The sequence below is a fragment of the Vibrio sp. HM8-C genome (assembly GCF_058630515.1).
In genome coordinates, this window is the sequence record NZ_JBMMKS010000001.1 from 39,299 (window position 1) to 66,160 (window position 26,862).

Annotated in this window: 25 protein-coding genes; 24 read left to right on the forward strand and 1 reads right to left on the reverse strand. The window is 42.9% G+C overall.

Translation table 11 applies throughout. The features are described 5' to 3' along the window. The first annotated feature begins 33 nt into the window (after positions 1-33). From trmJ to ACOSVQ_RS00270, 21 genes are all read left to right on the forward strand, one after another. Positions 34-765 carry a tRNA (cytosine(32)/uridine(32)-2'-O)-methyltransferase TrmJ gene (trmJ, locus tag ACOSVQ_RS00170; RefSeq protein ID WP_491980596.1) on the forward strand — a complete coding sequence of 244 codons (732 nt, stop codon included), beginning with the start codon at positions 34-36 and terminating at the stop codon, positions 763-765. A 113-nt stretch (positions 766-878) separates the two neighbouring features. Further along, a complete protein-coding gene (gene iscR / locus ACOSVQ_RS00175; protein ID WP_491980597.1) occupies positions 879-1,400 on the forward strand; it encodes a Fe-S cluster assembly transcriptional regulator IscR in 522 nt (173 codons plus the stop codon). A gap of 27 nt (positions 1,401-1,427) precedes the next feature. Continuing rightward, positions 1,428-2,642: an IscS subfamily cysteine desulfurase gene (locus ACOSVQ_RS00180; protein ID WP_491980598.1), complete on the forward strand. Its 1,215-nt coding sequence runs from the start codon at positions 1,428-1,430 to the stop codon at positions 2,640-2,642. A gap of 36 nt (positions 2,643-2,678) precedes the next feature. Continuing rightward, positions 2,679-3,062 carry a Fe-S cluster assembly scaffold IscU gene (gene iscU / locus ACOSVQ_RS00185; RefSeq protein ID WP_102942912.1) on the forward strand — a complete coding sequence of 128 codons (384 nt, stop codon included), beginning with the start codon at positions 2,679-2,681 and terminating at the stop codon, positions 3,060-3,062. Positions 3,063-3,127: 65 nt separating this feature from the next. Next, positions 3,128-3,451: an iron-sulfur cluster assembly protein IscA gene (gene iscA, locus ACOSVQ_RS00190; RefSeq protein WP_165310474.1), complete on the forward strand. Its 324-nt coding sequence runs from the start codon at positions 3,128-3,130 to the stop codon at positions 3,449-3,451. 64 nt (positions 3,452-3,515) lie between these two features. Continuing rightward, positions 3,516-4,031 carry a co-chaperone HscB gene (gene hscB / locus ACOSVQ_RS00195; protein WP_491980599.1) on the forward strand — a complete coding sequence of 172 codons (516 nt, stop codon included), beginning with the start codon at positions 3,516-3,518 and terminating at the stop codon, positions 4,029-4,031. A gap of 20 nt (positions 4,032-4,051) precedes the next feature. Further along, a complete protein-coding gene (gene hscA, locus ACOSVQ_RS00200; RefSeq protein ID WP_491980600.1) occupies positions 4,052-5,905 on the forward strand; it encodes a Fe-S protein assembly chaperone HscA in 1,854 nt (617 codons plus the stop codon). 13 nt (positions 5,906-5,918) lie between these two features. Next, the gene (gene fdx / locus ACOSVQ_RS00205) at positions 5,919-6,257 is read left to right on the forward strand and encodes an ISC system 2Fe-2S type ferredoxin (protein WP_491980601.1); all 339 of its coding nucleotides are present in this window, start codon (positions 5,919-5,921) and stop codon (positions 6,255-6,257) included. A gap of 120 nt (positions 6,258-6,377) precedes the next feature. Next, a complete protein-coding gene (gene iscX, locus ACOSVQ_RS00210; protein WP_491980602.1) occupies positions 6,378-6,572 on the forward strand; it encodes a Fe-S cluster assembly protein IscX in 195 nt (64 codons plus the stop codon). Between the two features lie 165 nt (positions 6,573-6,737). Next, positions 6,738-8,030 carry an aminopeptidase PepB gene (pepB, locus tag ACOSVQ_RS00215; RefSeq protein ID WP_491980603.1) on the forward strand — a complete coding sequence of 431 codons (1,293 nt, stop codon included), beginning with the start codon at positions 6,738-6,740 and terminating at the stop codon, positions 8,028-8,030. 72 nt (positions 8,031-8,102) lie between these two features. Next, positions 8,103-8,543 (forward strand): nucleoside-diphosphate kinase, encoded by a 441-nt coding sequence (gene ndk / locus ACOSVQ_RS00220; protein ID WP_042489669.1) that lies wholly within the window; start codon positions 8,103-8,105, stop codon positions 8,541-8,543. Between the two features lie 250 nt (positions 8,544-8,793). Then, positions 8,794-9,915 (forward strand): dual-specificity RNA methyltransferase RlmN, encoded by a 1,122-nt coding sequence (rlmN, locus tag ACOSVQ_RS00225; RefSeq protein WP_491980604.1) that lies wholly within the window; start codon positions 8,794-8,796, stop codon positions 9,913-9,915. 317 nt (positions 9,916-10,232) lie between these two features. Then, a complete protein-coding gene (rodZ, locus tag ACOSVQ_RS00230) occupies positions 10,233-11,216 on the forward strand; it encodes a cytoskeleton protein RodZ (protein WP_491980606.1) in 984 nt (327 codons plus the stop codon). Between the two features lie 8 nt (positions 11,217-11,224). After that, a complete protein-coding gene (gene ispG, locus ACOSVQ_RS00235; protein ID WP_491980607.1) occupies positions 11,225-12,349 on the forward strand; it encodes a flavodoxin-dependent (E)-4-hydroxy-3-methylbut-2-enyl-diphosphate synthase in 1,125 nt (374 codons plus the stop codon). Positions 12,350-12,374: 25 nt separating this feature from the next. Then, complete coding sequence (hisS, locus tag ACOSVQ_RS00240) at positions 12,375-13,643, forward strand: histidine--tRNA ligase (RefSeq protein ID WP_491980608.1); 1,269 nt, start codon at positions 12,375-12,377, stop codon at positions 13,641-13,643. A 64-nt stretch (positions 13,644-13,707) separates the two neighbouring features. Next, the gene (locus ACOSVQ_RS00245; RefSeq protein WP_491980609.1) at positions 13,708-14,322 is read left to right on the forward strand and encodes a YfgM family protein; all 615 of its coding nucleotides are present in this window, start codon (positions 13,708-13,710) and stop codon (positions 14,320-14,322) included. 12 nt (positions 14,323-14,334) lie between these two features. Further along, positions 14,335-15,495, forward strand: a complete 1,161-nt coding sequence (gene bamB, locus ACOSVQ_RS00250; RefSeq protein WP_491980610.1) for an outer membrane protein assembly factor BamB — start codon at positions 14,335-14,337, stop codon at positions 15,493-15,495. 312 nt (positions 15,496-15,807) lie between these two features. Further along, the gene (gene der, locus ACOSVQ_RS00255) at positions 15,808-17,292 is read left to right on the forward strand and encodes a ribosome biogenesis GTPase Der (protein ID WP_491980611.1); all 1,485 of its coding nucleotides are present in this window, start codon (positions 15,808-15,810) and stop codon (positions 17,290-17,292) included. A 97-nt stretch (positions 17,293-17,389) separates the two neighbouring features. Beyond that, positions 17,390-18,265 (forward strand): alanyl-tRNA editing protein, encoded by an 876-nt coding sequence (locus tag ACOSVQ_RS00260; RefSeq protein WP_491980612.1) that lies wholly within the window; start codon positions 17,390-17,392, stop codon positions 18,263-18,265. 268 nt (positions 18,266-18,533) lie between these two features. After that, entirely contained in the window at positions 18,534-18,755 is a 222-nt protein-coding gene (locus ACOSVQ_RS00265; RefSeq protein WP_491980613.1) for a zinc ribbon domain-containing protein, read from the forward strand. 159 nt (positions 18,756-18,914) lie between these two features. Further along, positions 18,915-20,990, forward strand: a complete 2,076-nt coding sequence (locus ACOSVQ_RS00270; protein ID WP_491980615.1) for an EAL domain-containing protein — start codon at positions 18,915-18,917, stop codon at positions 20,988-20,990. A gap of 84 nt (positions 20,991-21,074) precedes the next feature. Here the strand turns inward: ACOSVQ_RS00270 and xseA are convergent, their stop codons facing one another. Beyond that, positions 21,075-22,406, reverse strand: coding sequence for an exodeoxyribonuclease VII large subunit (xseA, locus tag ACOSVQ_RS00275; RefSeq protein WP_491980617.1), 1,332 nt, complete (start codon positions 22,404-22,406; stop codon positions 21,075-21,077). Between the two features lie 231 nt (positions 22,407-22,637). Between xseA and guaB the strand changes: the two genes are divergently transcribed. From guaB to ACOSVQ_RS00290, 3 genes are all read left to right on the forward strand, one after another. Then, on the forward strand, positions 22,638-24,101 hold the full coding sequence (gene guaB / locus ACOSVQ_RS00280) for an IMP dehydrogenase (RefSeq protein ID WP_491980618.1): 1,464 nt from the start codon (positions 22,638-22,640) through the stop codon (positions 24,099-24,101). Positions 24,102-24,271: 170 nt separating this feature from the next. After that, positions 24,272-25,825, forward strand: coding sequence for a glutamine-hydrolyzing GMP synthase (gene guaA, locus ACOSVQ_RS00285; RefSeq protein WP_491980619.1), 1,554 nt, complete (start codon positions 24,272-24,274; stop codon positions 25,823-25,825). A gap of 315 nt (positions 25,826-26,140) precedes the next feature. Next, positions 26,141-26,746 carry an acetate uptake transporter gene (locus ACOSVQ_RS00290; RefSeq protein WP_165310494.1) on the forward strand — a complete coding sequence of 202 codons (606 nt, stop codon included), beginning with the start codon at positions 26,141-26,143 and terminating at the stop codon, positions 26,744-26,746. Positions 26,747-26,862: the final 116 nt, after the last annotated feature.

The following is a 26,862-nucleotide window of genomic DNA, read 5'->3' on the forward strand; positions in this document are numbered from 1 at the left end:
CTGCGGTTATAAATTGAGTAGCGTAAAAACATCATGTTAAGCAATGTTAAAGTGGTTTTAGTGGGAACCTCTCATTCTGGCAATATAGGCTCTGCGGCTCGTGCTATGAAGGTGATGGGACTTAGCGAAATGGTTTTAGTTGACCCACTATGTGAAGTGGATGCTCAAGCTGTTGCGTTAGCTGCTGGCGCAAGTGAAATCGCACTCAATGCTCGAATTGTTAAAAGTTTAGAAGAAGCAGTAGAAGATTGCGGTCTAGTGGTTGGTACCAGCGCGCGTTCAAGAACGCTGGAATGGCCGATGTTAGATCCGCGTGAATGTGGTGAGAAATTTGCGCTTGAAGGGCAGAAACATCCAGTTGCTTTAGTCTTCGGACGTGAACGTACGGGGCTGACCAACGAAGAACTTCAGACTTGCCATTATCACGTCAGCATTCCGGCAAATCCTGAATATAGCTCTCTAAACTTAGCAATGGCGGTTCAAACACTGTGTTATGAAATCCGTGTTGCTCATTTAAATCAGGTTCAATCACAGTATACGCCTCAAGCGGAAGAGGAATATCCTCGCCATAAAGAACTGGAAATGTTCTTTACGCACCTTGAAAAAGTCATGATTGAAACCCAATTCATCTCTGAGGCACAACCAGGCCAAGTGATGAATAAACTTCGTCGCCTATTTAATCGCGCACGTCCTGAAGCTCAAGAACTCAATATCTTACGCGGTGTTTTAACTGCGGTTGGGAAGAGCTTGCAGAAAAATAAATAACCATTGTTATTGAATGGTTAAATACCTGAGTGTTTTAGTCAAATAAATACTTGACCATAATAGTCAGGTATGTGAAACTTCCAACCACATAATCAATGTGGATACGGTGTGATATGAGACTTACATCTAAAGGAAGATATGCGGTAACAGCCATGTTAGATGTGGCTCTGCATTCGCAACAAAGCCCAGTACCATTGGCGGATATTTCAGAACGCCAAGGCATTTCGCTTTCATATTTAGAGCAACTGTTTTCGAAATTACGTAAAGCAGGTTTAGTTGCTAGCGTTCGCGGCCCAGGTGGCGGCTATCGTCTAGGCATGCATGGTCATGCGATTTCAATCGGTACAGTGATTGCTGCGGTTGATGAATCTGTTGATGCAACTAAATGCAACGGTAAAGGTGATTGCCAAGGTGGCACTCGCTGTTTAACACATACACTGTGGCGTGATTTAAGCTCTCGCATCAGTGACTTCCTCAACAACATCACTCTTGGTGAGTTGATGGTTGATAACGAAGTACTAGAAATTTCAGATCGTCAAGATATCGATCTTGCGATTAACCACGGGATTGCACACAAAAATTCGAACACAGTCACCATTGGTGCGGCACCCGTAGGTATTAATGTTCGTTCTTAAGAACGACGTTTTACATTGGAGTAGAAAATGAAACTGCCGATTTATTTAGACTATTCAGCAACTTGCCCAGTAGATCCACGTGTTGCTGAAAAGATGGTTCAGTACATGACGATGGATGGTACCTTCGGTAACCCAGCTTCTCGTTCACATCGTTATGGCTGGCAGGCAGAAGAAGCCGTAGATACTGCTCGTGAGCAGATTGCAGATTTACTAAATGCAGACCCTCGTGAAATTATCTTCACGTCAGGTGCAACTGAATCTGACAACTTGGCAATTAAAGGTGTTGCACACTTTTACCAAAAACAAGGTAAACACATCATTACCTGCAAAACTGAGCACAAAGCTGTACTTGATACAACTCGTCAGCTAGAACGTGAAGGTTTTGAGGTCACTTACCTTGAGCCAGAATCAAACGGTCTTATCGATCTAAACAAACTAGAAGCAGCAATGCGTGATGACACCATTCTTGTTTCTATCATGCATGTAAACAATGAAATCGGTGTTATCCAAGATATCACTGCAATCGGTGAACTTTGCCGTTCACGTAAAATTGTTTTCCATGTAGACGCAGCACAGTCTGCGGGTAAATTGCCAATCGACGTTCAAGAGATGAAAGTTGACCTTATCTCTATGTCGGCACACAAAGTTTACGGTCCTAAAGGGATTGGTGCTCTATACGTACGTCGTAAACCACGTATTCGTCTGGAAGCACAAATGCACGGTGGCGGCCATGAGCGTGGTTTCCGCTCTGGTACACTTCCTACTCACCAAATCGTGGGTATGGGTGAAGCATTCCGAATTGCAAAAGAAGAGATGCAACAAGATTACGACCACGCAAAAACTCTGCGTGATCGTCTACTCGCTGGCGTCAAAGATATGGAAGCAGTTTCGATCAACGGTGATCTAGAACAGCGTCTACCGAACAACCTAAACATCAGCTTTGCTTTTGTTGAAGGTGAATCACTGCTTATGTCTCTGAAAGACCTTGCGGTATCTTCAGGCAGTGCATGTACATCAGCAAGCCTTGAACCATCGTACGTTCTTCGTGCTCTTGGTCTTGATGATGAATTGGCTCACAGCTCAATTCGTTTCTCATTCGGTCGTTTCACGACAGAAGAAGACATCGATTATGCGATTGAATTGATTCGTGTAGCTGTCAACAAATTACGCGAGATGTCTCCACTGTGGGACATGTACAAGGAAGGGGTAGATTTGAGCACTGTTGAGTGGGCTCATCATTAATCTTTCCAGCGATTTAGAGGATTCGAGGTAACTATCATGGCATACAGTGAAAAAGTAATTGACCATTACGAGAACCCACGTAACGTTGGTTCATTCGACAAAGAAGACCCATCAGTAGGTAGCGGCATGGTTGGTGCTCCTGCTTGTGGTGACGTAATGCGTCTACAAATTAAAGTATCTCCAGAAGGCATCATTGAAGATGCAAAATTCAAAACTTACGGATGTGGTAGTGCTATCGCATCAAGCTCACTGGTAACAGAGTGGGTGAAAGGTAAGTCAATTGATGAAGCAGCAGCGATTAAAAACGCTGAAATTGCTGAAGAACTAGAACTACCACCAGTTAAAGTTCACTGCTCAATCTTGGCAGAAGACGCAATTAAAGCCGCTGTAGCGGATTACAAGAAAAAACATCAACAATAATAAGTAATTGGGAGTAGTGTTTTGCTACTCCCGCTTAAATTAACAGAAGACCCAAAGGTAGCAGTATGGCCATTACCCTAACTGAAACAGCAGCACACAGAGTTAGAACCTTTTTGGAAAACCGTGGAAAAGGTATCGGCTTACGTTTAGGCGTAAGAACGACTGGGTGTTCAGGTATGGCATACGTACTAGAATTCGTTGATGATCTTGAAGACGGTGACCAAGTATTTGAAGATAACGGTGTGAAAGTTATCATCGACCCGAAAAGCTTGGTTTACCTAGACGGCACCGAGCTTGATTACAAAAAAGAAGGCTTGAATGAAGGCTTTGAATTTAACAACCCAAATGCGAAAGGCGAGTGTGGTTGTGGTGAAAGCTTCAACGTCTAAGAGTTCTCTGAATTTAGGGTGAGTAAGTGCTCACCTTAAATCGAATTAAAGGACCAATATCACCATGAATTATTTCGAATTATTCGGGCTACCAACTCAGTTTCAGCTGGATGGTAGCCTTCTTTCTTCTCAGTTCCGTGAGTTGCAAAAGCGTTTTCATCCGGATAACTTTGCCACGGCTTCTGAGCGTGACCGATTGATGTCGGTACAAAAGACGGCAGAGATTAACGATGCCAATCAAGTTTTAAAAAGCCCAATCTCTCGCGCAGAATATTTGCTTTCGCTCAACGGTGTTGAACTTCGTGGTGAGCAGCAAACTCTTCGAGACCCAATGTTCTTAATGGAACAATTGGAACTGCGTGAAGAACTTGAAGCAATTATCGAAAGCTCTGATCCGGAAAGTGCGTTGTTCGACTTTGATAGTAAAGTCGAGAAAATGTATAAACAGCACCTTAACCAAGTAGAGCAAGAGCTTAACGGTCAACAGTGGGACACCGCAGCTGACACGGTTCGCAAGCTCAAATTTATTGCCAAATTAAAAAATGAAATAGAACGAGTCGAAGACAAGCTTCTCGACTAATTCTAAAAAAGGACCCATAGATGGCATTACTTCAAATTGCAGAACCTGGTCAAAGTTCTGCACCGCACCAGCACAAACTGGCTGCAGGTATTGATTTAGGAACCACCAACTCGTTAGTGGCTTCAGTGAGAAGCGGCACAGCAACCACTTTAGTTGATGAGCAAGGTCGAAGCATTCTGCCTTCCGTTGTGTCTTATTCCCAAGAAGAAAAAATTGTCGGTTACACTGCTCGTGATAATGCACAGACCGACCCTACAAATACCATCATTTCGGTAAAAAGACTTGTGGGTCGTTCACTGACCGATATTCAGTCTCGTTACCCAAATCTGCCGTATCAATTTAAAGCCAGTGAAAATGGTTTGCCTATTATGCAAACCCCTCACGGTGACAAAAATCCAATTCAAGTTTCTGCTGATATTCTGAGAACACTTGGTCAACGAGCTGAAAGTACTTTAGGCGGTGAGTTAGCTGGTGTGGTAATCACAGTTCCTGCTTACTTCGATGACGCCCAGCGAGTGGCAACAAAAGATGCAGCAGCATTAGCTGGATTACACGTATTGCGTTTACTTAACGAACCAACCGCAGCCGCTATTGCTTACGGATTGGATTCTGGTCAAGAAGGTGTTATTGCCGTTTATGACTTGGGTGGCGGTACGTTTGATATCTCTATTTTACGTTTGTCAAAAGGCGTGTTTGAAGTATTAGCAACGGGTGGTGATTCAGCGCTAGGTGGCGACGATTTTGACCATCTGATTGCCGATTATCTTCAAGAACAAATGGGTATTGAAGGTAAGCTAAGCGCGGATAAACATCGTGCACTACTGAATGCTGCGACGGCTGCGAAAATTGCGTTGTCGGATAATGACCAAGTGGATGTGAATGTTCTTGATTGGTCTGGCGTACTGACTAAACAACAGTTCAATGATCTTATTCAGCCATTGGTGAAGAAGACGCTGATGTCTTGTCGCCGTGCACTGAAAGATGCGCAAATTTCCGCTGATGAAGTATTAGAAGTGGTGATGGTTGGTGGTTCTACACGTACTCCGTTTGTTCGTGAGCAAGTAGGTGAGTTCTTTGGACGCACGCCATTAACCAGTATTAACCCTGATGAAGTGGTTGCTATTGGCGCAGCAATTCAGGCTGACGTATTGGCTGGTAACAAACCTGACTCAGAAATGTTGCTGTTAGATGTGATTCCACTCTCTTTGGGTATTGAAACCATGGGTGGTTTAGTGGAAAAAATCATACCACGCAACACCACGATTCCAGTTGCTAGAGCACAAGAGTTTACGACCTTCAAAGATGGTCAAACAGCGATGAGTGTCCACGTTGTGCAAGGTGAGCGTGAGCTTGTGGATGACTGCCGTTCACTGGCGCGTTTTTCACTAAAAGGTATTCCTCCAATGGCAGCGGGCGCTGCACATATTCGCGTTACCTACCAAGTGGATGCGGATGGTCTGTTATCTGTAACAGCAATGGAAAAGAGCACAGGCGCACAAGCCGAGATTCAGGTTAAACCTTCTTACGGTTTAAGCGATGATGAAGTAACCCAAATGCTGCGTGATTCTATGGCTTTTGCTAAAGAAGATATGCAAGCAAGAGCGTTGATGGAACAACGTGTTGAAGCGGATCGAGTTATCGAAGGTCTAATTGCAGCAATGCAAGCTGACGGCGATGAATTACTGAGTGAAGATGAGCGACAAGTTTTACTTAAAGCAATTGAATCACTGATCGGACTACGAAACGGTGATGATGCTGACGCCATCGAGCAAGGGATAAAAGATACCGACAAAGCGAGCCAAGATTTTGCATCGCGCAGAATGGATAAATCTATTCGTGCAGCATTGGCTGGTCATTCTGTTGACGAGATTTAAAGAGAAGACAAACATGCCTAAGATTATTGTTTTACCCCATGAAGCACTGTGTCCAGAAGGTGCGGTATTAGAAGCGCAAACTGGCGAAACTATTCTTGATGTGGCGTTGAAAAACGGTATTGGAATTGATCACGCATGCGAAAAATCATGTGCGTGTACTACTTGTCACTGCATCGTACGTGAAGGTTTTGACTCACTAGAAGAGAGTGATGAGTTGGAAGATGACATGCTAGATAAAGCATGGGGTCTAGAGCCTGAATCACGTTTGAGCTGTCAGGCTCGCGTCGCTGATGAAGATTTAGTTATTGAACTTCCTAAGTACACGCTAAACCACGCGACAGAAGATCATTAATCATTATTCCTGAACAACTGAAAATTCGCTCTTGCTAATATTATGCAAGTACTGTTTGAAGAAGTTCAGGTTTAGTTTTGGCTTGTTTCAAGCCAGATAACATGACACTGGAACACTATTATGAAATGGACTGATTCACGCGATATCGCCATTGAGCTTTGCGAAAAATATCCGGATGTTGAACCGCAAAATGTACGCTTTACCGATTTGCATCAGTGGATATTAGATCTTGAAGATTTTGAAGACGAGCCAAATCGCTCGAACGAGAAAATTCTTGAAGCGATCATTATGTGCTGGATGGATGAGCGAGATTAATTTCGCTGACATAGCTTCGCTAAGTTAACAAATTTTAATAAAAAATCGGGCCTTGTAGCCCGATTTTATTATCAAGTTGACATATTAACCTGACAAAATGCTAACATCCGTTGGTTAACGATCAGATGTGGCGCAGAACCGCCATTACAAGGACAAGGAGAAACCATGTCTACACAAATGTCTGTATTTATTAGTCTAGAAGCTGCCCAGCCTCAGTGGGGAGAAAAGGCTCTACTGTCATTTTCTGAGCAAGGTGTAACGATTCACCTTACTCAATCTCACGATTTAGGTGCGATTCAACGCGCTGCTCGTAAATTGGATAATCAAGGTCTGCGTGCTTTGTCTTTACAAGGTGAAGGCTGGGATCTTGAAGCGATCTGGGCTTTCCATCAAGGCTACCGTGAAGCTAAGAAGAGAAACACTTTAGAATGGCAACCACTTGCTGAAGCTGATCAAGCTGAGCTTGAAGCGCGTATCAAAGCGACGGACTGGGTGCGTGACATCATTAACAAGAGTGCCGAAGAAGTTGGTCCTCGTCAGCTTGCAACAATGGCGGCTGAATTTGTTAAATCTATTGCACCAGACCATGTTTCTTACCGCATTGTAAAAGATAAAGATTTACTTGCTGAAGGCTGGGAAGGTATTTTTGCTGTTGGTCGTGGTTCAGACCGCACTTCTTCTATGCTGCAATTGGATTACAACCCTACTGGTAAAGAAGATGCGCCGGTATACGCATGTCTAGTCGGTAAAGGTATCACTTTCGATTCAGGTGGCTACAGCATCAAAGCGTCTGGCATGATGTCATCAATGAAAGCTGATATGGGCGGTGCTGGCATGGCGACTGGCGCACTTGCACTTTCGATTCTTCGCGGTCTAAACAAGCGCGTAAAATTGATTCTTTGCTGTGCTGAAAACATGGTTTCAGGCCGTGCTCTTAAACTAGGCGATATCATCACTTACAAAAATGGTAAGACAGTTGAAATCATGAACACCGATGCAGAAGGTCGTTTGGTTCTTGCTGATGGTCTTATGTATGCGAGTGAGCAAAAGCCTGAGCTTATTATCGACTGTGCGACTCTAACTGGCGCAGCTAAAAATGCACTAGGTAACGATTTCCACGCACTAATGAGCTTTGATGATGAGTTATCGCATCAAGCTCTGACAGCAGCTAAAGCTGAACACGAAGGTCTATGGCCACTACCATTGATGGATTTCCATCGTGAAATGTTACCATCGCCTTTTGCTGATCTGTCTAACATCAGCTCTGGTGATTACACGCCGGGCGCAAGTACAGCTGCAGCGTTCTTGTCTTACTTCGTTGAAGATCACAAGAAAGGCTGGCTACACTTTGACTGTGCTGGTACTTACCGTAAGTCTCCTAGTGATAAGTGGGCGGCTGGTGCAACGGGTATGGGCGTAAGAACCATTTCTCGTGTTCTAATGGATCAAGCGAAATAATTCGATTAAAACAAAGGTGGTGTAGAGCCACCTTTCTAAAATAAAACGACAAGTAAAGTAAAAGGACATCTTATGGCCCTAGAGAGAACATTTTCTATTATTAAGCCTGACGCTGTGGAACGTGATTTGATCGGTGAAATTTATCATCGTATTGAAAAAGCGGGACTACGTATTATTGCTGCGAAAATGCTTCGTCTGACTGATGAGCAAGCAAGCGGCTTTTACGCGGAGCACGAAGGAAAACCATTCTTTGAACCGCTAAAAGAGTTCATGACTTCTGGCCCAATTATGGTTCAAGTTCTTGAAGGTGAAGATGCGATTACTCGTTACCGTGAACTGATGGGTAAAACTAACCCAGAAGAAGCTGCTTGTGGCACTATCCGTGCAGATTACGCATTAAGCATGCGTCATAACTCTGTCCATGGTAGTGACAGCCCAGAGTCTGCAGCACGTGAAATTGAGTTCTTTTTCCCTGAATCAGAAATCTGTCCTCGCTCTGAAGCTGTAGTTTAATTTTAGAAAGCTCCCGAAAGGGAGCTTTTTTGTATCTAAGGAACTTTCTTTTCTATCCCGAAGTTGGTTGGTTTCAGCCTCTTCATCAAGCAATTATCCCTTCTCGATTATTTATTTAAATTGCTGATTATTTTTTATTCAATGAGTTGTAAATACCATAATAAACTCATGGTATTGCAGCCCTTGTTGTTACTGCCTAAAGGCTGTACAATTCGCGCCCTTAATTATAGTTCCATCTTTGAGAGGCTACATGACCACACAAAAAGTCAATTTACTTGATTTTGATCGCAAGGGTATGCGTTCATTTTTCGCTGATGAACTGGGTGAAAAAGCATTCCGCGCCGATCAGGTAATGAAGTGGATTTATCACTTTGGTTGTGATGACTTCGAAAAGATGACCAATATTAATAAGCAGTTGCGCGAAAAACTGATCCAAAAATGTGAAATTCGCGCACCGTACGTATCTGAAGCTCAACACTCAAGCGATGGCACCATCAAGTGGGCGATGAAAGTGGGTGATCAGGACGTAGAAACGGTTTATATCCCAGAAGATGACCGTGCAACGTTATGTGTCTCTTCTCAAGTTGGTTGCGCCCTTGAATGTAAGTTCTGTTCTACTGCTCAACAAGGTTTTAACCGTAACTTACGTGTATCTGAAATCATTGGACAGGTATGGCGTGCTGCACGTGAAATTGGTTTAGAAAAAGAAACGGGTCGTCGTCCAATTACAAACGTTGTAATGATGGGTATGGGCGAACCGTTACTGAACATGAAAAACTTAATTCCGGCATTAGAAATTATGCTGGATGACCTAGGCTTTGGACTTTCAAAGCGCCGCGTAACAGTGTCGACTTCTGGTGTTGTATCTGGCTTAGATCAAATGACTGGTCAAATCGACGTTGCGCTAGCGATTTCACTTCACGCACCAAACGATAAACTGCGCAGTGAAATTATGCCGATTAACGATCGTTGGGATATTCAAGATTTCCTAGCTTCAGTTCGTCGCTACATAGCGTCGTCAAACGCAAACCGCGGTAAAGTAACGGTGGAGTATGTACTTCTTGACCACGTTAACGATGGTACAGAGCATGCTCATGAGTTGGCTCAGCTAATGAAAGATACACCTTGTAAGATCAACTTGATCCCGTTTAACCCTTATCCGGGTTCTCCATACAAGAAACCAAGTAATTCTCGAATTGACCGCTTCCAAAAAACACTCATGCAGTACGAACATACCGTAACGATTCGTAAAACTCGCGGTGATGATATTGATGCGGCATGCGGTCAGTTGGTCGGTGACGTAATTGACCGTACCAAACGTACTAAAATCAAGCAGGTGGATGAGCAAGCCATCCCTGTTAAACAGATTTAGTGAAAAATATCAGTAAGCCAGAGTTCGCTCTGGCTTACCTACATTTGGAAGTAATCCTACAAATTATGTCTTTTTGATGTCAATTTAAGCAAAAACCTTGACCTGTCTGTAATTTCTTTTCCAAATGCTTGTTGTTTACAGGCTAATATCTATTAGAATGTTTCACTATTATCAAAAGTAAATGCGAATTACTGGCGATAGCGAATTTAAATGAATTTCCACCTGTTGAAGTCATCGAGTTTGATTGCTACTAACAAATCAATAATAAAAGCGACAAATAGATACTTGAGCACAAAAACACGAGACAGACATCGCGGATGAATACTGAACATACAGAACAAGAAAACACAATCATTGAAGAAACATCAACTGTAGAACAAGAAGCAGCATTTGTAGAACCAGGTACCCTTTTAAAAGAAAAACGCGAAGCATTAGGGTTAACTCAGCAACAAGTCGCTGATCGTTTGAGATTGCGTTTATCTATTGTCCAAAACCTAGAAGCAAACAACTTTGAATCGGATTTAGTTGCGACTTTCATTCGAGGCTATTTGCGTTCTTATGCGAAAGCTGTGGGCTTAAAAGAATCAGAAATTTTGCAAGCTTATGAGAAGAGCACGGCTGCTGAACCTCAAGAGCAAACTATGCAAAGCTTCTCAAAGAAAACCAAGCGTGCAAAACATGATAGCCATATCATGAGCATTACCTGGGTTATTTTGGTTATTCTTATTGGTATGTCTTCACTTTGGTGGTGGCAGAATCACAGAGATACTGGGTTTGAAGTCGATAAAGACGCTGAAGTTTCTGCAGTTTTAAGTAATGACTCTTCACTTCAGGAATCTCGAAATGATCAAGAGTTTGCAACGGTAAACGAGCTAACGGAAGAATCAGGTGAAGAACCTGTTGAACCTTTCTCTCCAGCAGATGAAGTGCAAGCGACTGAACAACCAGAAGAACCAGTATCAGAAGAACCTGTTGTTGAAGAAGCACCGGCAGTAGCGGTAGTAGAAGAATCTTCAGCAACTGAAGAGCCTGCTGTTCAGGCTCCAGAGGTAACTCAATCAACAGCTGATTTGCTCACACTTACATTTTCTTCTGACTGTTGGATTCAAGTTAAAGATGCTACGGGTAAAACCTTGTCTACAGGTATTAAACAAGCTGGACAGACACTGAATTTACGCGGGCAAAAACCTCTACAAGTGATTCTTGGTGCTCCAGAGAGCGTATCAATGACATTTGCAAGTGAACCTGTAGACCTTTCTGGGTATACTTCAGGCAAAGTAGCAAGATTCACCTTACCTTAGACATTACTATGCAACACGAATCTCCGATCAAACGTCGTCCCTCTACGCGTATTTATGTAGGGAATGTGCCAATTGGCGATGGTGCGCCAATTGCTGTTCAATCAATGACCAATACAAGAACGACTGACGTTGAAGCGACAGTCGCTCAGATCAAAGCTTTGGAAAATGTAGGCGCAGACATCGTTCGCGTATCTGTTCCGACGATGGAAGCTGCCGAAGCATTCAAACTCATCAAACAGCAAGTTTCAGTTCCACTGGTTGCCGATATTCACTTTGACTACCGTATCGCTCTGAAAGTCGCTGAATACGGCGTTGATTGTTTACGTATTAACCCTGGCAACATTGGTAATGAATCTCGCATTCGTTCGGTTGTTGACTGTGCGCGTGATAAAAATATTCCGATTCGTATCGGAGTAAACGGCGGTTCATTAGAAAAAGATCTGCAAATGAAGTATGGCGAGCCAACACCAGAAGCTCTGGTGGAGTCGGCAATGCGCCATGTGGATATTCTTGATCGTCTGAACTTTGACAAGTTTAAAGTCAGCGTGAAAGCTTCTGATGTATTCCTTGCTGTGGATTCATACCGCTTACTCGCGAAGAAAATCGATCAACCACTTCATCTAGGTATTACAGAAGCGGGCGGTGCTCGTGCGGGTTCTGTGAAATCTGCGGTTGGCTTAGGTATGCTGTTAGCGGAAGGTATCGGTGATACTTTACGTATCTCTTTAGCGGCTAATCCAGTTGAAGAAATTAAAGTCGGTTTCGATATTCTGAAATCACTGCGTATTCGTTCTCGCGGAATTAACTTCATCGCTTGTCCAAGCTGCTCTCGTCAGGAGTTTGATGTTATTTCAACTGTGAACGAGTTAGAACAACGCTTGGAAGATATTCTAACTCCAATGGATGTTTCCATTATTGGCTGTGTTGTAAATGGTCCTGGTGAAGCGGAAGTTTCCCATTTAGGTCTTGCAGGCAGTAATAAGAAAAGCGCCTTTTATGAAGACGGCGTTCGTCAAAAAGAACGTTTTGACAACGACGACCTCGTTGCTCAGCTTGAAGCGAAAATTCGCGCTAAAGCTTCAATGTTAGATGAGAAAAATCGCATCAACATTCAGCAACTTGAACAAGATTAATCTAAACGATATTACGGTAACTATTTTGGCAAAGACTATTCAAGCAATCCGAGGCATGAACGACTGTCTCCCAACTCAGTCTCCACTATGGCAAAAAGTGGAAGGCACGGTAAAAAACGTAATTAGTGCTTACGGCTATAACGAAGTTCGTATGCCTATCGTTGAGATGACACATCTATTTAGCCGTGCGATTGGTGAAGTCACTGACGTTGTTGAAAAAGAGATGTACACCTTTGAAGACCGTAATGGTGATAGCTTAACGCTTCGCCCTGAAGGTACTGCTGGCTGTGTACGTTCTGGTATCGAAAACGGTTTGCTGTATAACCAAGAACAGCGTCTTTGGTATATCGGTCCAATGTTCCGTCACGAGCGTCCTCAAAAAGGCCGCTACCGTCAGTTCCACCAATGTGGTGTGGAAGTGTTTGGTTTAGATGGCCCAGATGTCGATGCTGAACTGATCATGATGACGGCACGTATGTGGCGTGATTTGGGTATTTCTGAGCATGTGCGTCTTGAGTTGAACTCTATTGGTTCTCTTGAAGCTCGTGCTAACTACCGCACTGCACTAATTGAATACTTAGAGCAATATATGGATGTGCTGGATGATGATTGTAAACGTCGTCTATACACCAACCCTCTACGTGTACTCGATACTAAGAATCCAGATGTTCAAGCTGTACTCGGTGATGCACCTGAACTGTCTGATTACCTAGATGAAGACTCAAAGCAACATTTTGCAGGTTTGTGTGAACTTCTTGATGCTGCTGGTATCGAATATACGGTTAATCAACGCCTTGTTCGTGGTCTGGATTACTACAACCGTACGGTATTTGAGTGGATGACTGAAAGTCTAGGCTCTCAAGGTACAGTATGTGGCGGTGGTCGTTACGATGGTCTTGTTGAGCAACTAGGTGGTAAACCGACTCCAGCGGTTGGCTTTGCAATGGGCTTAGAGCGTTTAGTATTGATGATGGAAACATTGGGCAATACTGATGTTCGCCGCAGCGTTGATGTTTACATGGTGACAGCTGGCGAAGGTACGCTATCTGCAGGTATGAAGCTTGCTGAACAAATTCGTGAACAAGTTCCAGGTCTACGTGTAATGACCCACTTTGGTGGCGGTAACTTTAAGAAACAGTTTAAACGTGCAGACAAAGTGGGTGCAGCGATAGCATTGGTTCTGGGCGAAGACGAAGTTGCTGAAAATACTGTTGTTTTGAAAGACCTTGCTGGTGGCGACCAAGAAACAATTTCTCAAGCTGAGATCGCGAGCAAATTGGCTCATCTGATCTAGTAGCGAATTTTTAGAGATACATTATGCCAATGCTTGTCATTGGCATTAATTAAGAGGATAGGAAGTGGAACTCTACGATACTGAAGAACAACAAGTAGAAGCGATCAAAGATTGGTGGAAGGAAAATGGCAAAGCTGTAATGTTAGGCGCTGTCATTGGCTTAGGTGGTCTGTTTGGTTGGCGTTATTACCAAGATAGCGTAACTGAAGCCAAAGAGGCTGCTTCAGAAGCTTATACTCAAGCAATCCTGTCTCTATCCTCTAAAGGCATTGATGCTAGCACTGATGTGCAAAGTTTTATCGATGGCAATAAAGAAACTGAGTACTCAGTTCTTGCTGCTATGCAACTTGCAAAAGCTCAAATCGAAGCTGGCAATTTAGATGAAGCACTGGCTCAACTAGAATGGGCTAAAGGCGCAACGAAAGATGTTGCACTAAAACCAGTAATTACTTTCCGAGTTGCTCGTTTACAAGCTGAACAAGGTGACTTTGATGCTGCATTAACGGAGTTAAGCAACATTAAAGAAGAAAGCTGGGCTGGTCGTGTTGCTGAGCTACGTGGTGACATTTCACTACGCAAAGGTGACAGCGCAGCCGCTTATGCTGCTTACACTGAAGCGCAGCAAGCGAGTGATGCAAGCCAAACTCTGCAAATTAAACTGGATGACCTAGCCAAGTAAGGGCACAAGTTGATGAAAAAGATGTTCAACAAAGTGCTCCTATCTTCAGCTGTTCTAGCGTTGCTAGCCGGTTGTGCGGGAGAGGAAGAAAACGTCGTAATGGCACCTGTGCCAGTTGTGAAAAGTGAATTCACGCCTAAATCACTATGGAATACTTCTATTGGTGATGGTGTTGGTCATTATTTTTCTAAGCTGACACCTGACTTTGCGTACGGAAAAGTGTTCGTTGCAAGCCGAGATGGCATTGTAAAAGCACTTGATCCTGAAAACGGCAAAGAAATTTGGAAAGTCGATCTAGAAGAAGATGTTTCTGCTCGTCTTTCTGGCGGTATCGTTGCAGCTTACGGGCAAATTTACATCGGTAGTGAAAACGGTGTTGTCATTGCTTTAAATGCAGAGACTGGTGAAGAATCTTGGAAAGTGAAAGTTGAGGGTGAAGTGTTAGCTTCACCAGTGGCGGACAACAACCTTGTTATCGTAAACACCAGTCGTGGCGCGCTAGTAGCACTTGATCAAGAAACGGGTAGTCAGAAATGGACGATCAGTACCGAAGTTCCAAACTTAACGCTACGTGGTGATAGTCAACCCGCTGCTGTTTCTGGTGGTGTGTTCTGGGGTACGCCAAGTGGTCGTTTGGCCGCAGCAATTTCTGCTCGTGGTCAGTTAATTTGGCAACAGCCAGTTGGTCAGCCTAAAGGGGCGACTGAGATTGACCGTCTGGTAGATGTTGATGCGTCTCCAGTGATCATTGGCGGTACTCTTTATACGATTGGATTCAATGGTCAGCTTATTGCTATTGATCTGCGTTCTGGCAATCCAATCTGGAAACGCAACTACTCTTCAGCAACCGATATGGTGACTGATGGTGGTCGTTTATTTCTCGTGACAGACAAAGATCATTTGGTCGCTGTTGATTCACGAAGTGGTACTGAGCTGTGGAGTAATGACCAACTTGAACACCGTTTACTGACTGCACCAAAGGTAATTGAAGGTTATGTGGTTGTTGGAGATAGCGAAGGTTATTTGCATTGGGTTGACCGTAGCTCTGGTGAGTTTGTCGCTCAACAAATGGTTGATGACAGCGGATTTGCTGTAGGTCCAGTTGCTATCGATGGCGGTTATGTTCTGGTTACTCGCGATGGCGATGTAAAGAAACTGACGATCAATAAGTAATTTGTGATATTATTCACACACGGCTCCTAGCTGGTAACAGTTAGGAGCCGTTTTATTGAAATAAATAATGTGGTTATAGGTAATACTTATATAACCTTCCTACTTGAAGCTGCAGCGGTGTTGAATACGTTCGTTCACCCCAATCACGCATGGTAATTTGTGGTCATGGGGATTCACTCACTTGCCGTCTACCTGCAACTCCAAGTAGTTTGGGTCTAATTCGCGTAGGCGGATATATTGGTATAAAGCTGATTGGTTGTTTTCTCAGTCATTACCTATAACTACATATGATTAATAATTGTAGAGGTTGTTATGATACCTGTTGTTGCTCTTGTAGGGCGTCCTAACGTAGGTAAATCGACACTGTTTAACCGCTTAACGCGTACGCGCGATGCTTTGGTTGCAGACTTTCCTGGTTTAACCCGTGACCGTAAATATGGTCAGGCAAAGCTAGGTGAACACGAATTCATCGTTATTGATACCGGTGGTATTGATGGTAGCGAAGAAGGTGTTGAAACAAAAATGGCTGAACAATCGCTAGCTGCGATTGAAGAGGCAGATGTTGTTCTGTTTATGGTAGATGGCCGTGCGGGCTTAACTGTAGCGGATGAAGCTATTGCTCAACATCTTCGCCGTATTGAGAAAAACAGCATTTTGGTTGTTAACAAAGTTGATGGTATTGATGCTGACGCAGCGAGCGCAGAGTTCTGGCAACTTGGTATGGAAAATATGTACCAAATCGCCGCAGCTCATGGCCGTGGTGTTGGTGCTCTGATCGATCGTGCGTTAAGCCCGATCGCAGAAGAGATGCAGGCTGAAAGTGCACTTCTAGAAGATCTGACTGAATTTGAAGATTCAGAAGAAGAGCAACTAGAGTACACCGAAGAAGAAGCAGAAGAAGCGTATAAGCGTCTGCAAGATCAGCCGATCAAACTAGCGATTATCGGTCGTCCAAACGTTGGTAAGTCAACGCTGACTAACCGCATTTTGGGTGAAGAACGTGTGGTTGTTTACGATATGCCGGGAACAACACGCGATTCTATCTACATTCCTATGACACGTGATGAGCGTGAATATGTGCTTATCGATACAGCGGGTGTACGTCGCCGTAAGCGTGTAAACGAGACAGTAGAGAAGTTCTCGGTTGTTAAAACCCTGAAAGCTATTGAAGACGCGAACGTGGTGCTGCTTGTTGTCGATGCGCGTGAAAACATCTCAGATCAAGATTTAAGCTTACTAGGCTTCGCTCTGAATGCTGGTCGTTCGCTCGTAATCGCTGTAAACAAATGGGATGGCTTAGACACTGATGTGAAAGACCGTGTGAAGAAAGAGCTAGACCGTCGTCTAGGCTTTGTTGATTTCGCTCGTATTCACTTTATTTCTGCACTTCATGGTACTGGTGTTGGTCATTTGTTTGAATCTGTACAAGAAGCTTACAAGTCGGCGACAACACGTGTGGGTACTTCTGTACTAACTCGTATCATGAAGATGGCGACAGAAGATCACCAGCCACCGATGGTTCGCAGCCGTCGTGTGAAACTGAAATACGCGCACGCTGGTGGCTATAACCCACCAATCATTGTGATCCACGGTAACCTAGTTAATGAACTGCCTGATTCATACAAACGTTATCTGATGAACTACTTCCGTAAATCATTGGATATCATGGGTACACCGATTCGTATTCAGTTCCAAAACAGCGAAAACCCATTTGAAGGTAAAACTAACAAAATGACGTTATCGCAAGAGCGCAAACGCAAGCGCCTGATGACTATGATGAAAGGTCGCAGAAAATAATGTATGAACAGAGCCCAAGCTATGCTTGGGCTTTTTACTATCTGTTGCTTTGTTTTATTATCTTCCACTTTGATTTTAATGTGCCAATAGACCCGATATGTCCTATACACCTACACAAGTCACCTTCACTCAATCAATCTACCAATTAGCAAGTGAGATACAGTTTGTCAGACCCCATGACGAGTATCTTTATGTTGTTAGCACTCAAACGCCGTTTCATCCTGTGAGCCATATTTGGCCTGATCATCCAGCAGACAGAGGGAAGCTTGCAATTGATGGCTGCGTATATGTTGTTGAAGATTGCTTAGTTGGAGCTATTAATCAGGCTGAGCATCAACTTCTAGTCGGTAAAGAGATCCCTGTTAAGCGAGATGAACCAGGGTGGGTGTTCGTTGTAGTTCATCAAATTAAGGCAGAAGAAAATGCTGCCAAAATTGGTGATGTAGTGACTTTAACTGTTGATGAGGAATACCAAAATAAGTTGAGTCGTGGCCACAGCGCGGGGCATTTAGCGTATCTCGCATTAAATAAAGTGTTGTCATCTGCATATTGGCGTAAAGATGCTGATAGAAAAGACCCACACGGCCACAATGACTTTAACAGCTATGCTCAAGTAACAAGCTTTGTTACCGAAGACCGTTGTTTAGATACGTACCGTTTAGGTAAAACTTTACGTAAACGTGGCCTGAATAGCGCAGATATGCTAGAAAACTTAGCTAAGATTGAAAAGCAGGTAAACGCACAACTCTCTGATTGGCTAAAGCTCGGATCTAAAATTGAGATAACCAGACAAGGTGATAATTTAACCGATTCCCGTTATTGGCAGTGTGATTTAGGTGAAGGTGAAGTGGCTATCATCCCTTGTGGCGGCACGCATTGTGACTCATTAACATCATTTGGAACTATGCAGGTGAAACTTGTGCAACTCGATGGTGAACATATCGAAATGCATACCCATGTAACTCAATCCTAGTTAAATGATCTTTTTGTTAAATTCTAATAATTTGATTTTAAGTTGAACTATTTAGATTTTTATTCTTTTTAAAATCCAAATGCAGAATATGTAACTTATGCTTTCGGTGTGTGGTTATATAAATGTTCTTTTAAGGGTAGATCGCTGATCAAAACAGATAAAGCAGAAGATCGGATTGAGATCTCTATAACGATCTTTATTATGTCATAAGTCGATCTAGCTCGTTCTACAGTACTAATTATGTTGTTTTAGACGTTGGAGTTTTGTCATGGAAAACTTATGCCCTCAATGTGAAAAAGAGCTTGAATGGGATGGTCAGTATCATTGTTCTTCTTGTGATGAGCATTTTAAGAAAGTTGGATTTTGTCCGGAATGCGATGCTGAATTAGAGAAATTGCAGGCTTGTGGTGCAGCTAATTACTTCTGCAATACCTGCAATGAGTTAAAGTCAAAATCACGTATCCGTTTTGAGTTTCAGAAAACAGCATAACTATCTGAATTAAAATAATTTATTATCATCTAATCTCATTCAAATATTGAGTGAGATTTTCCCTACGTTGAGATCAGTTCTCGATATCTATTCTATTCGCTTTTCATCTGTATCATTTGGCGGCTGAGGATCCATACACAACGTTGGATTAACGCCGAAATGAAACGAAAAGAACTCGCGAACATGACCGACAAAGTGTTGAAAAGATATTTACTCTGGTTACCAAGCGTACTTATGGTATGTGCAATTGGTACGTCGTTTGTAAATCAACATTTATTCTCACAAAGCTTAATCGCTTCTGTTATCACCAGTATTGAAGATCAATACATTGAAATGAGAAAAACAGAAGTTGAAGAACGTGTTAAGACAACGCTAAAGATGCTGGATGTGATCCGTCAGGGTAATGATCTGTCGGATGGCGATGTCATCCCTTCTGCGCTTTTCGATAAAACAATGTCTTCATTTCAACTATTGAATGAGGGCAACGATGATTACATCTTTGTCATTGATAAAAATAAAAAATTTGTCGTACACAGAAACTCAAATAATCTCTTCAAAAGTGATATTGATGATGAGCTCATTCACTACATCTACCAAAGTGCAATCAATGGTGTGTCTTGGGTAGAGTACAGCGATAAATCATTCAATAATCGCAAGAGTGATGCAGAAGCTCAGAAGATCACGCATATTCGCTACGTGGAAGATTGGGATATCGTTTTGGGTAGCGGTGAGTTGCTCAACGACATCAAAAACTATTCCGAATCGGAAGCAAAGATGGTTACCGATTTGATTCTTGAGCAAAAGTCTAACCAAAACTTATTCCACATTTTGGTCTTCATCATTTTTGCTGGGATCATTTATTACCTGCGCAACATTACTGCGAAAAAGCTTTACCAATACAAATCTACAATTGAAGAAAAGCTGATTCAGATTGAAGAGAAAGACAGAGAGATCGCTTTTCGCTCCTTGTATAACGATGTAACGGGGTTACCGAATAGAAAGGCAACGTCGGATTACATTGATAACCTATGCCTGCAAGAAAAGGGCGAAGAGTTTCAACTTCAGCTGATTGATATTGTCGATTTCCAGAAAGTGAATAACCAATACGGGTTCGCAGTTGGAGACCGCATACTCCGCCAAGTGACAAGTGCTTTGGAAGAACTTAAAGACGACACCATGTTTGTTGGACACGTATCCGCAGACCAGTTTGTAGTAATCTGCCAAAAATCAGTAGGTTCGTGCATAGATTTCGAAAGACAAACAGAAACCTTTGAAAAGTTTGATGTTTGTGGCGAGATGATTTCGCTACGTGTGCGTAATGCAGTGGTGAACTTCAAAAACCGCAATATTTTAGGCTCAATTATTGTGCGTAATGGTGAGCTAGCGATGAAGTATGCGAAGGCAAACAACTTGTTTAATGTTCACTACTCTCCTTTCATGTCCAAGAGCTCTGAACGTCACTTCAAGATTTCTAATCTGTTAGATTTTGCCATCGAGAATCAAGAATTTTACGTTCACTACCAGCCACAAGTCAGCACATTGAATGGAAAGATCATAGGTGTAGAAGCTCTTGTGCGTTGGGACAACGTAGAACTAGGTCGAGTTGCTCCGCTGGACTTTATTCCGATTGCTGAGAAGAAAGGCATCATAGGAAAAATTAGTGATCTGGTGTTAACTCAAGCGTGTAAAGACATACAGTCAATCAGCCCGAATGGTGAAGGCGCTTTAACGTTATCAGTGAACATTTCACCAAACCAACTCATGAGTAAAGGTTTCGTTGAAAGCACAATTGCAACGATTCAAGCAACGGGCATTGATTCTAACCGTATCGTGTTTGAAATCACCGAAGGTACGTTTCTAAACGATATCCCAGGAACCGTTGCAGTGATTGAGCAACTAAAAGCAGTCGGTATTAAGTTCTCAATTGATGACTTTGGTACGGGGTACTCATCACTGAGTTATCTATCTAAGTTGCCTGTTGATGAAGTGAAAATTGATAAGAGCTTTATCAATGACTTAGTTGAAGATGAAGATGCGTACAACTTAGTAAAAAGCATCTTGGCTGTGGCGAGTATCAAGCAGCTTACAATCGTTGCTGAAGGAGTAGAAACTAAGGAACAATCGCAAATTCTGGCTGATTTGGCTTGCCATCTATTGCAAGGCTACTACTTTTCTCGACCAGTCGATGTTGAAAGTCTAACCAAGAAAATCAGAGACAATCTGAAGTTAACGTAATGAAGTTGACGTAAAGGTTAGTCTGTTAGATTTGCCACTGATAGCTTCAGTGGCATTTTTATATGTTGTAGCTAGTTAAGCTAATTACTTAACGACTGAGCGAATTTCACCCTCTTTCAGGCGAGTCACAATTAAGTCGCCTTGCTGCACATCATTCGCATCGTGAATTACATCGCCTTGAGCATTTTGCGTGATTGAGTAGCCACGCGATAAAGTTGCCAGAGGACTTACAGCGTTCATTTTATCTGTAAGACGAGTAAAGGTATGACGGGAAGAGACAAGGTATCGCTTCATCGCCTCATTCATTTCTTTTTGTTTACTGGTAAGTAAATACTGCTGATTACGCAGGATTTTTTCAGGTGATAACAGTTGCAGTTGATGTCTCTGCTTATCGAGATGTTGCTGCGTTTTGTTAATTCGAACTTGCACAGCTCGCTCTAAACGCATGCTGTATTCATCGAGTTGTTGTTGCTGGCGTTGAAGACGGTTGGCTGGATGTTGTCTGTCTAAGCGATGTTGCAGCTGCTTCAATCCGACTTTTTGCTCAGCAAAATAGTGACGCATAGCGCTGGCTATTTTATGACGATATGTTTGAAACGCTTGCTTCTTATTGGTGTTGTCGCGGCTAACCAGTTCAGCTGCCGCTGATGGTGTTGGCGCACGGACATCGGCAACGAAGTCAGCAATCGTCACGTCAATTTCATGTCCAACCGCACTGATAATCGGGATCTGGCTTGCTGCTATGGTGCGAGCGACGATTTCATTATTAAAACACCATAGGTCTTCCAATGAACCGCCACCGCGTCCGACGATCAAAACATCGCATTCTGCGCGAGAGTTCGCACACCCAATCGCTTGAGCAATTTGAATTGCAGCGTCTTCACCTTGAACCAGAGTAGGGTAGATGATGACAGGTAAGCTTGGATCTCTGCGTTTAAGTACTTGCAGAATGTCGTGCAGAGCCGCACCGGTTTTTGACGTGATGACTCCGACGCACCTTGGGTGCTCAGGCAAGCTTTTCTTTAAGGTTTGAGCAAACAGACCTTCAGAGGCAAGCTTCATTTTTAGTTGGTCGAACTCTTGCTGTAAGCGGCCATCACCTTCAGGCTGCATACTTTCAATGATGATTTGATAATCACCACGTGGTTCGTAAAGAGATAATCGAGCTTTTACCAATACTTGCTGGCCATTCTTCGGCTTAAAGTTCACAAAGCGATTATTGCCTTTGAACATCGCGCATTTTACTTGGGCGCGAGAGTCTTTAAGCGTTAGATACCAGTGGCCAGAAACGGGTGCGGAGAAGTTGGATATTTCACCAATTAACCAAACTATGCCCATTTCATTTTCTAGTAATAATCGGACTTCAGCATTAAGACGAGAAACGGTATAGATGTTTGAATTGGTATTGGAAGGCACTAATTTTTCGACCAGACGTGAGTATGGAAATTAGCGGCAATATAATACATAGCAAGGGGCGGAATGCAAATTAAAATGAAAAAAATGTGTAGCCAAGCGATTGCGTCGGGCGTATAATCCGTCCGCAATATCTAATCCAAATGTAAATTTTCGATATGATTCAACATATCTATCCGAAAAGAGCATTTGGATTGTTTTTATATTTACCCTCTAAATTGTGAGATATTGCAAATGCTTAGAATTGCCAAAGAAGCGCTGACATTCGACGATGTTCTACTCGTACCAGCACACTCCACCGTTCTCCCAAACACTGCCGATCTACATACGCAGCTAACTAAAAATATTACTCTAAATATTCCAATGATTTCTGCGTCTATGGACACAGTGACAGAGGCTCGTTTAGCTATCGCTCTTGCACAAGAAGGTGGTATTGGCTTTATTCATAAGAATATGTCAATCGAGCAGCAAGCAGCTGAAGTTCGTAAAGTTAAAAAATTCGAAGCTGGTGTTGTTGTTGATCCTGTAACTGTAAGCCCTGAAGCAACAATTGCTGACGTTATCGAACTAACTGAAAAGCATGGTTTTGCAGGCTTCCCTGTTGTTACTGATAACAATGAACTTGTGGGTATCATTACTGGTCGTGATGTTCGGTTTGTTACTGATTTAACAAAACAAGTTGTTTCTGTAATGACTCCTAAAGAGCGTCTTGCAGCAGTGAAAGAAGGCGCAACTCGCGCTGAAGTTCAAGAGAAGATGCACGAAGCTCGCGTTGAGAAAGTATTGGTTGTGAACGATGAGTTCCAACTTACCGGTATGATCACAGCAAAAGACTTCCATAAAGCAGAACGTAAGCCAAACGCATGTAAAGATGCACGTGGCCGCCTACGCGTAGGTGCTGCAGTTGGTGCTGGTGCTGGTAACGAAGCGCGTGTAGCTGCACTTGTTGAAGCTGGTGTTGACGTTCTACTTATCGACTCTTCACATGGTCACTCTGAAGGCGTACTAAACCGTATTCGTGAAACTCGTGCTGCTTACCCAGATCTCGATATCATCGGCGGTAACGTTGCAACTGGCGCAGGTGCTAAAGCACTGATTGAAGCTGGTGTAAGTGCAGTTAAAGTGGGTATCGGCCCTGGTTCTATCTGTACAACTCGTATCGTAACAGGCGTAGGTGTACCTCAAATTACCGCTATTTCTGATGCTGCTGAAGTTGCAAACGAATACGGTATTCCAGTTATTGCGGACGGCGGTATCCGTTTCTCTGGCGACATCTGTAAAGCAATCGCGGCAGGTGCATCTTGCGTTATGGTTGGTTCAATGTTTGCTGGTACTGAAGAAGCACCGGGTGAAATCATTCTATTTAACGGTCGTTCTTACAAATCTTACCGTGGTATGGGTTCTTTGGGCGCAATGTCTCAAGGTTCTTCAGATCGTTACTTCCAATCTGATAACGCAGCTGACAAGCTTGTTCCTGAAGGTATCGAAGGACGTATCGCATATAAAGGTCGTCTGAAAGAGATCGTTCATCAACAGATGGGTGGTTTACGTTCAAGTATGGGTCTGACTGGTTCAGCTACTATTGAAGATATGCGTACTAAAGCAGAATTTGTACGTATCTCTGGCGCAGGTATGGCAGAGTCTCACGTACACGACGTTCAAATCACTAAAGAAGCTCCAAACTACCGTTTGGGTTAATAGCGCGACTAGATTTATAGCGCGTTGTATTAACAAACGTTTGAATGTAGTTGTTAGTTTCTTAAATGAATATTTGTACGACGTAAACGTTTGCTTTTTTACTTGATGACTTATAGAGAGGCGAGTAGACTCGCCTCCGATTCTCCATTTAGCTGATAAGATTGCTCAATATGACAAAGAACATTCATGATCAACGAATTCTGATCCTAGATTTCGGTTCTCAATACACTCAACTTGTAGCGCGCCGCGTTCGTGAAATCGGTGTTTACTGTGAACTATGGAGCTGGGACGTAGAAGAAGCGGATATTCGCGAATTCAATCCTGACGGTATTATCCTTTCTGGCGGTCCAGAAAGTGTGACTGAACAAAACTCTCCTCGCGCACCTCAATATGTTTTTGACTCAGGCGTACCTGTGCTTGGTGTATGTTACGGCATGCAAACTATGGCTGAGCAGCTAGGCGGTCGCGTTGCAAGCTCAGAAGAGCGTGAGTTTGGCTACGCACAAGTTAAAGTATCTGGTGAATCTGCACTGTTCAAAGACCTTGCTGAAACTCAAGATGTTTGGATGAGCCACGGTGACAAAGTTGTTGAGATCCCAGCTGACTTCGTAAAAGTTGGTGAGACAGATACTTGTCCATACGCAGCAATGGCGAATGAAGAGAAGAAATACTACGGTGTTCAGTTCCACCCAGAAGTAACTCACACTAAGCAAGGGCAACAAATGCTTGAGAACTTTGTTCTTGGTGTGTGTGGTTGTGAGCGTCTATGGACATCTGAATCAATTATTGAAGATGCTGTTGCACGTATCAAAGAACAAGTGGGTGATGACGAAGTTATCCTTGGCTTGTCTGGCGGTGTGGACTCTTCTGTTGTTGCAATGCTTGTTCACCGTGCAATCGGCGACAAATTGACTTGTGTATTCGTAGATAACGGCTTACTTCGTTTAAACGAAGGTCAACAAGTAATGGAAATGTTTGGCGACAAGTTTGGTCTAAACATTATCAAAGTTGATGCGGAAGAACGTTTCCTTAAAGCTCTGGAAGGTAAATCAGATCCAGAAGAGAAACGTAAAACTATCGGCCACGTGTTTGTTGACGTATTTGATGAAGAATCGAAGAAGCGTAAAAATGCGAAATGGTTGGCTCAAGGTACTATCTACCCAGATGTCATTGAATCAGCGGCGTCTAAAACAGGTAAAGCTCACGTGATTAAATCTCACCATAACGTTGGCGGTTTGCCAGACGATATGGAAATGGGATTGGTTGAGCCACTACGTGAACTGTTTAAAGATGAAGTTCGTAAGATCGGTCTAGAACTTGGTCTTCCATACAACATGCTTTACCGCCACCCATTCCCAGGCCCAGGTCTAGGTGTTCGTGTTCTTGGTGAAATCAAGAAAGAATACTGTGACTTGCTACGCCGTGCGGATGCTATCTTCATTGAAGAACTTCATGCAGCAGATCTATACAACAAAGTTTCTCAAGCATTTACAGTATTCCTACCAGTACGCTCTGTGGGTGTAATGGGCGATGGTCGTAAATATGATTGGGTTGTATCACTACGTGCTGTTGAAACTATCGACTTCATGACTGCGCATTGGGCTCACCTACCTTATGATTTCCTAGGTAAAGTGTCTAACCGTATCATCAACGAAGTAAATGGTATTTCTCGCGTGGTTTACGACATTTCTGGTAAGCCGCCAGCGACAATCGAATGGGAATAAGATTCGATTAGTAAAAATTGCACAGCCCCAGATAACCTCTGGGGCTTTCTTTTTAAGTTAGAAAATATGTCTGAGATATTGCAATGCTTAAAAAATGAGCAATTGTCCTATGGTGAGCATTTATCTCTATATATAACATTATGATTTATAGGTATTTATTTTTAATTGGTTCAGCTCGAATAGCTTTTGGTTTTCTGTAACTCAATAACTATAAAAATGAAATCTAAGTTTTTGCAAATGTGGTATTTATTTTATCTAACTGTACATTAAAATCCGCGCGTAAATTTTATCCACTTTTTTTAAGGTACGTTAGGAATGTCTACTAAATTAGCTAACCCAGCACCACTAGGTCTAATGGGTTTCGGTATGACCACTATTCTGCTAAACATCCATAATGCAGGTTTCTTCCCACTAGATTCTATGATTCTTGCTATGGGTATCTTCTACGGCGGTTTAGGTCAGGTTATTGTAGGCATTATGTGCTACAACCGTGGCGATACTTTCGGTACGACTGCATTTACTTCTTACGGTCTATTCTGGTTAACTCTAGTTGGCCTAATTGTTATGCCAAAGATGGGTCTACCAGCTAGCCCAGAACACTTCATGGGTTGGTACCTAGCTCTATGGGGTGTATTCACTGGTTTCATGTACATTGGTTCACGCTGTTACCCAATGGCTAAGCAAGTTGTATTTGCTTCACTAACTATCCTGTTTGCACTACTAGCTCTACGTGATTTCACTGGTAGCGCGCTAATCGGTACTATTGCAGGCTTTGAAGGTATCTTCTGTGGCGCAAGCGCAATCTACTTCGCAATGGCTCAAGTTCTTAACGCAGAATACGGTCGTGAAGTGCTACCAGTTGGTAAAGCAAAGTTTGTTAAAGAAGAAGTTAAAGCTGAGCTTAAAGAAGTTGCTGCTTAATTAACTTTTGTTTTCTAAGAAGGTCGACCTTAAGGTCGGCCTTTTTTTTGAAATAAATCTAACCCACAGTAAATGTCTGGTTGTTTTTTGTTCTTAGAGTGGAGTAACGTGTTCCT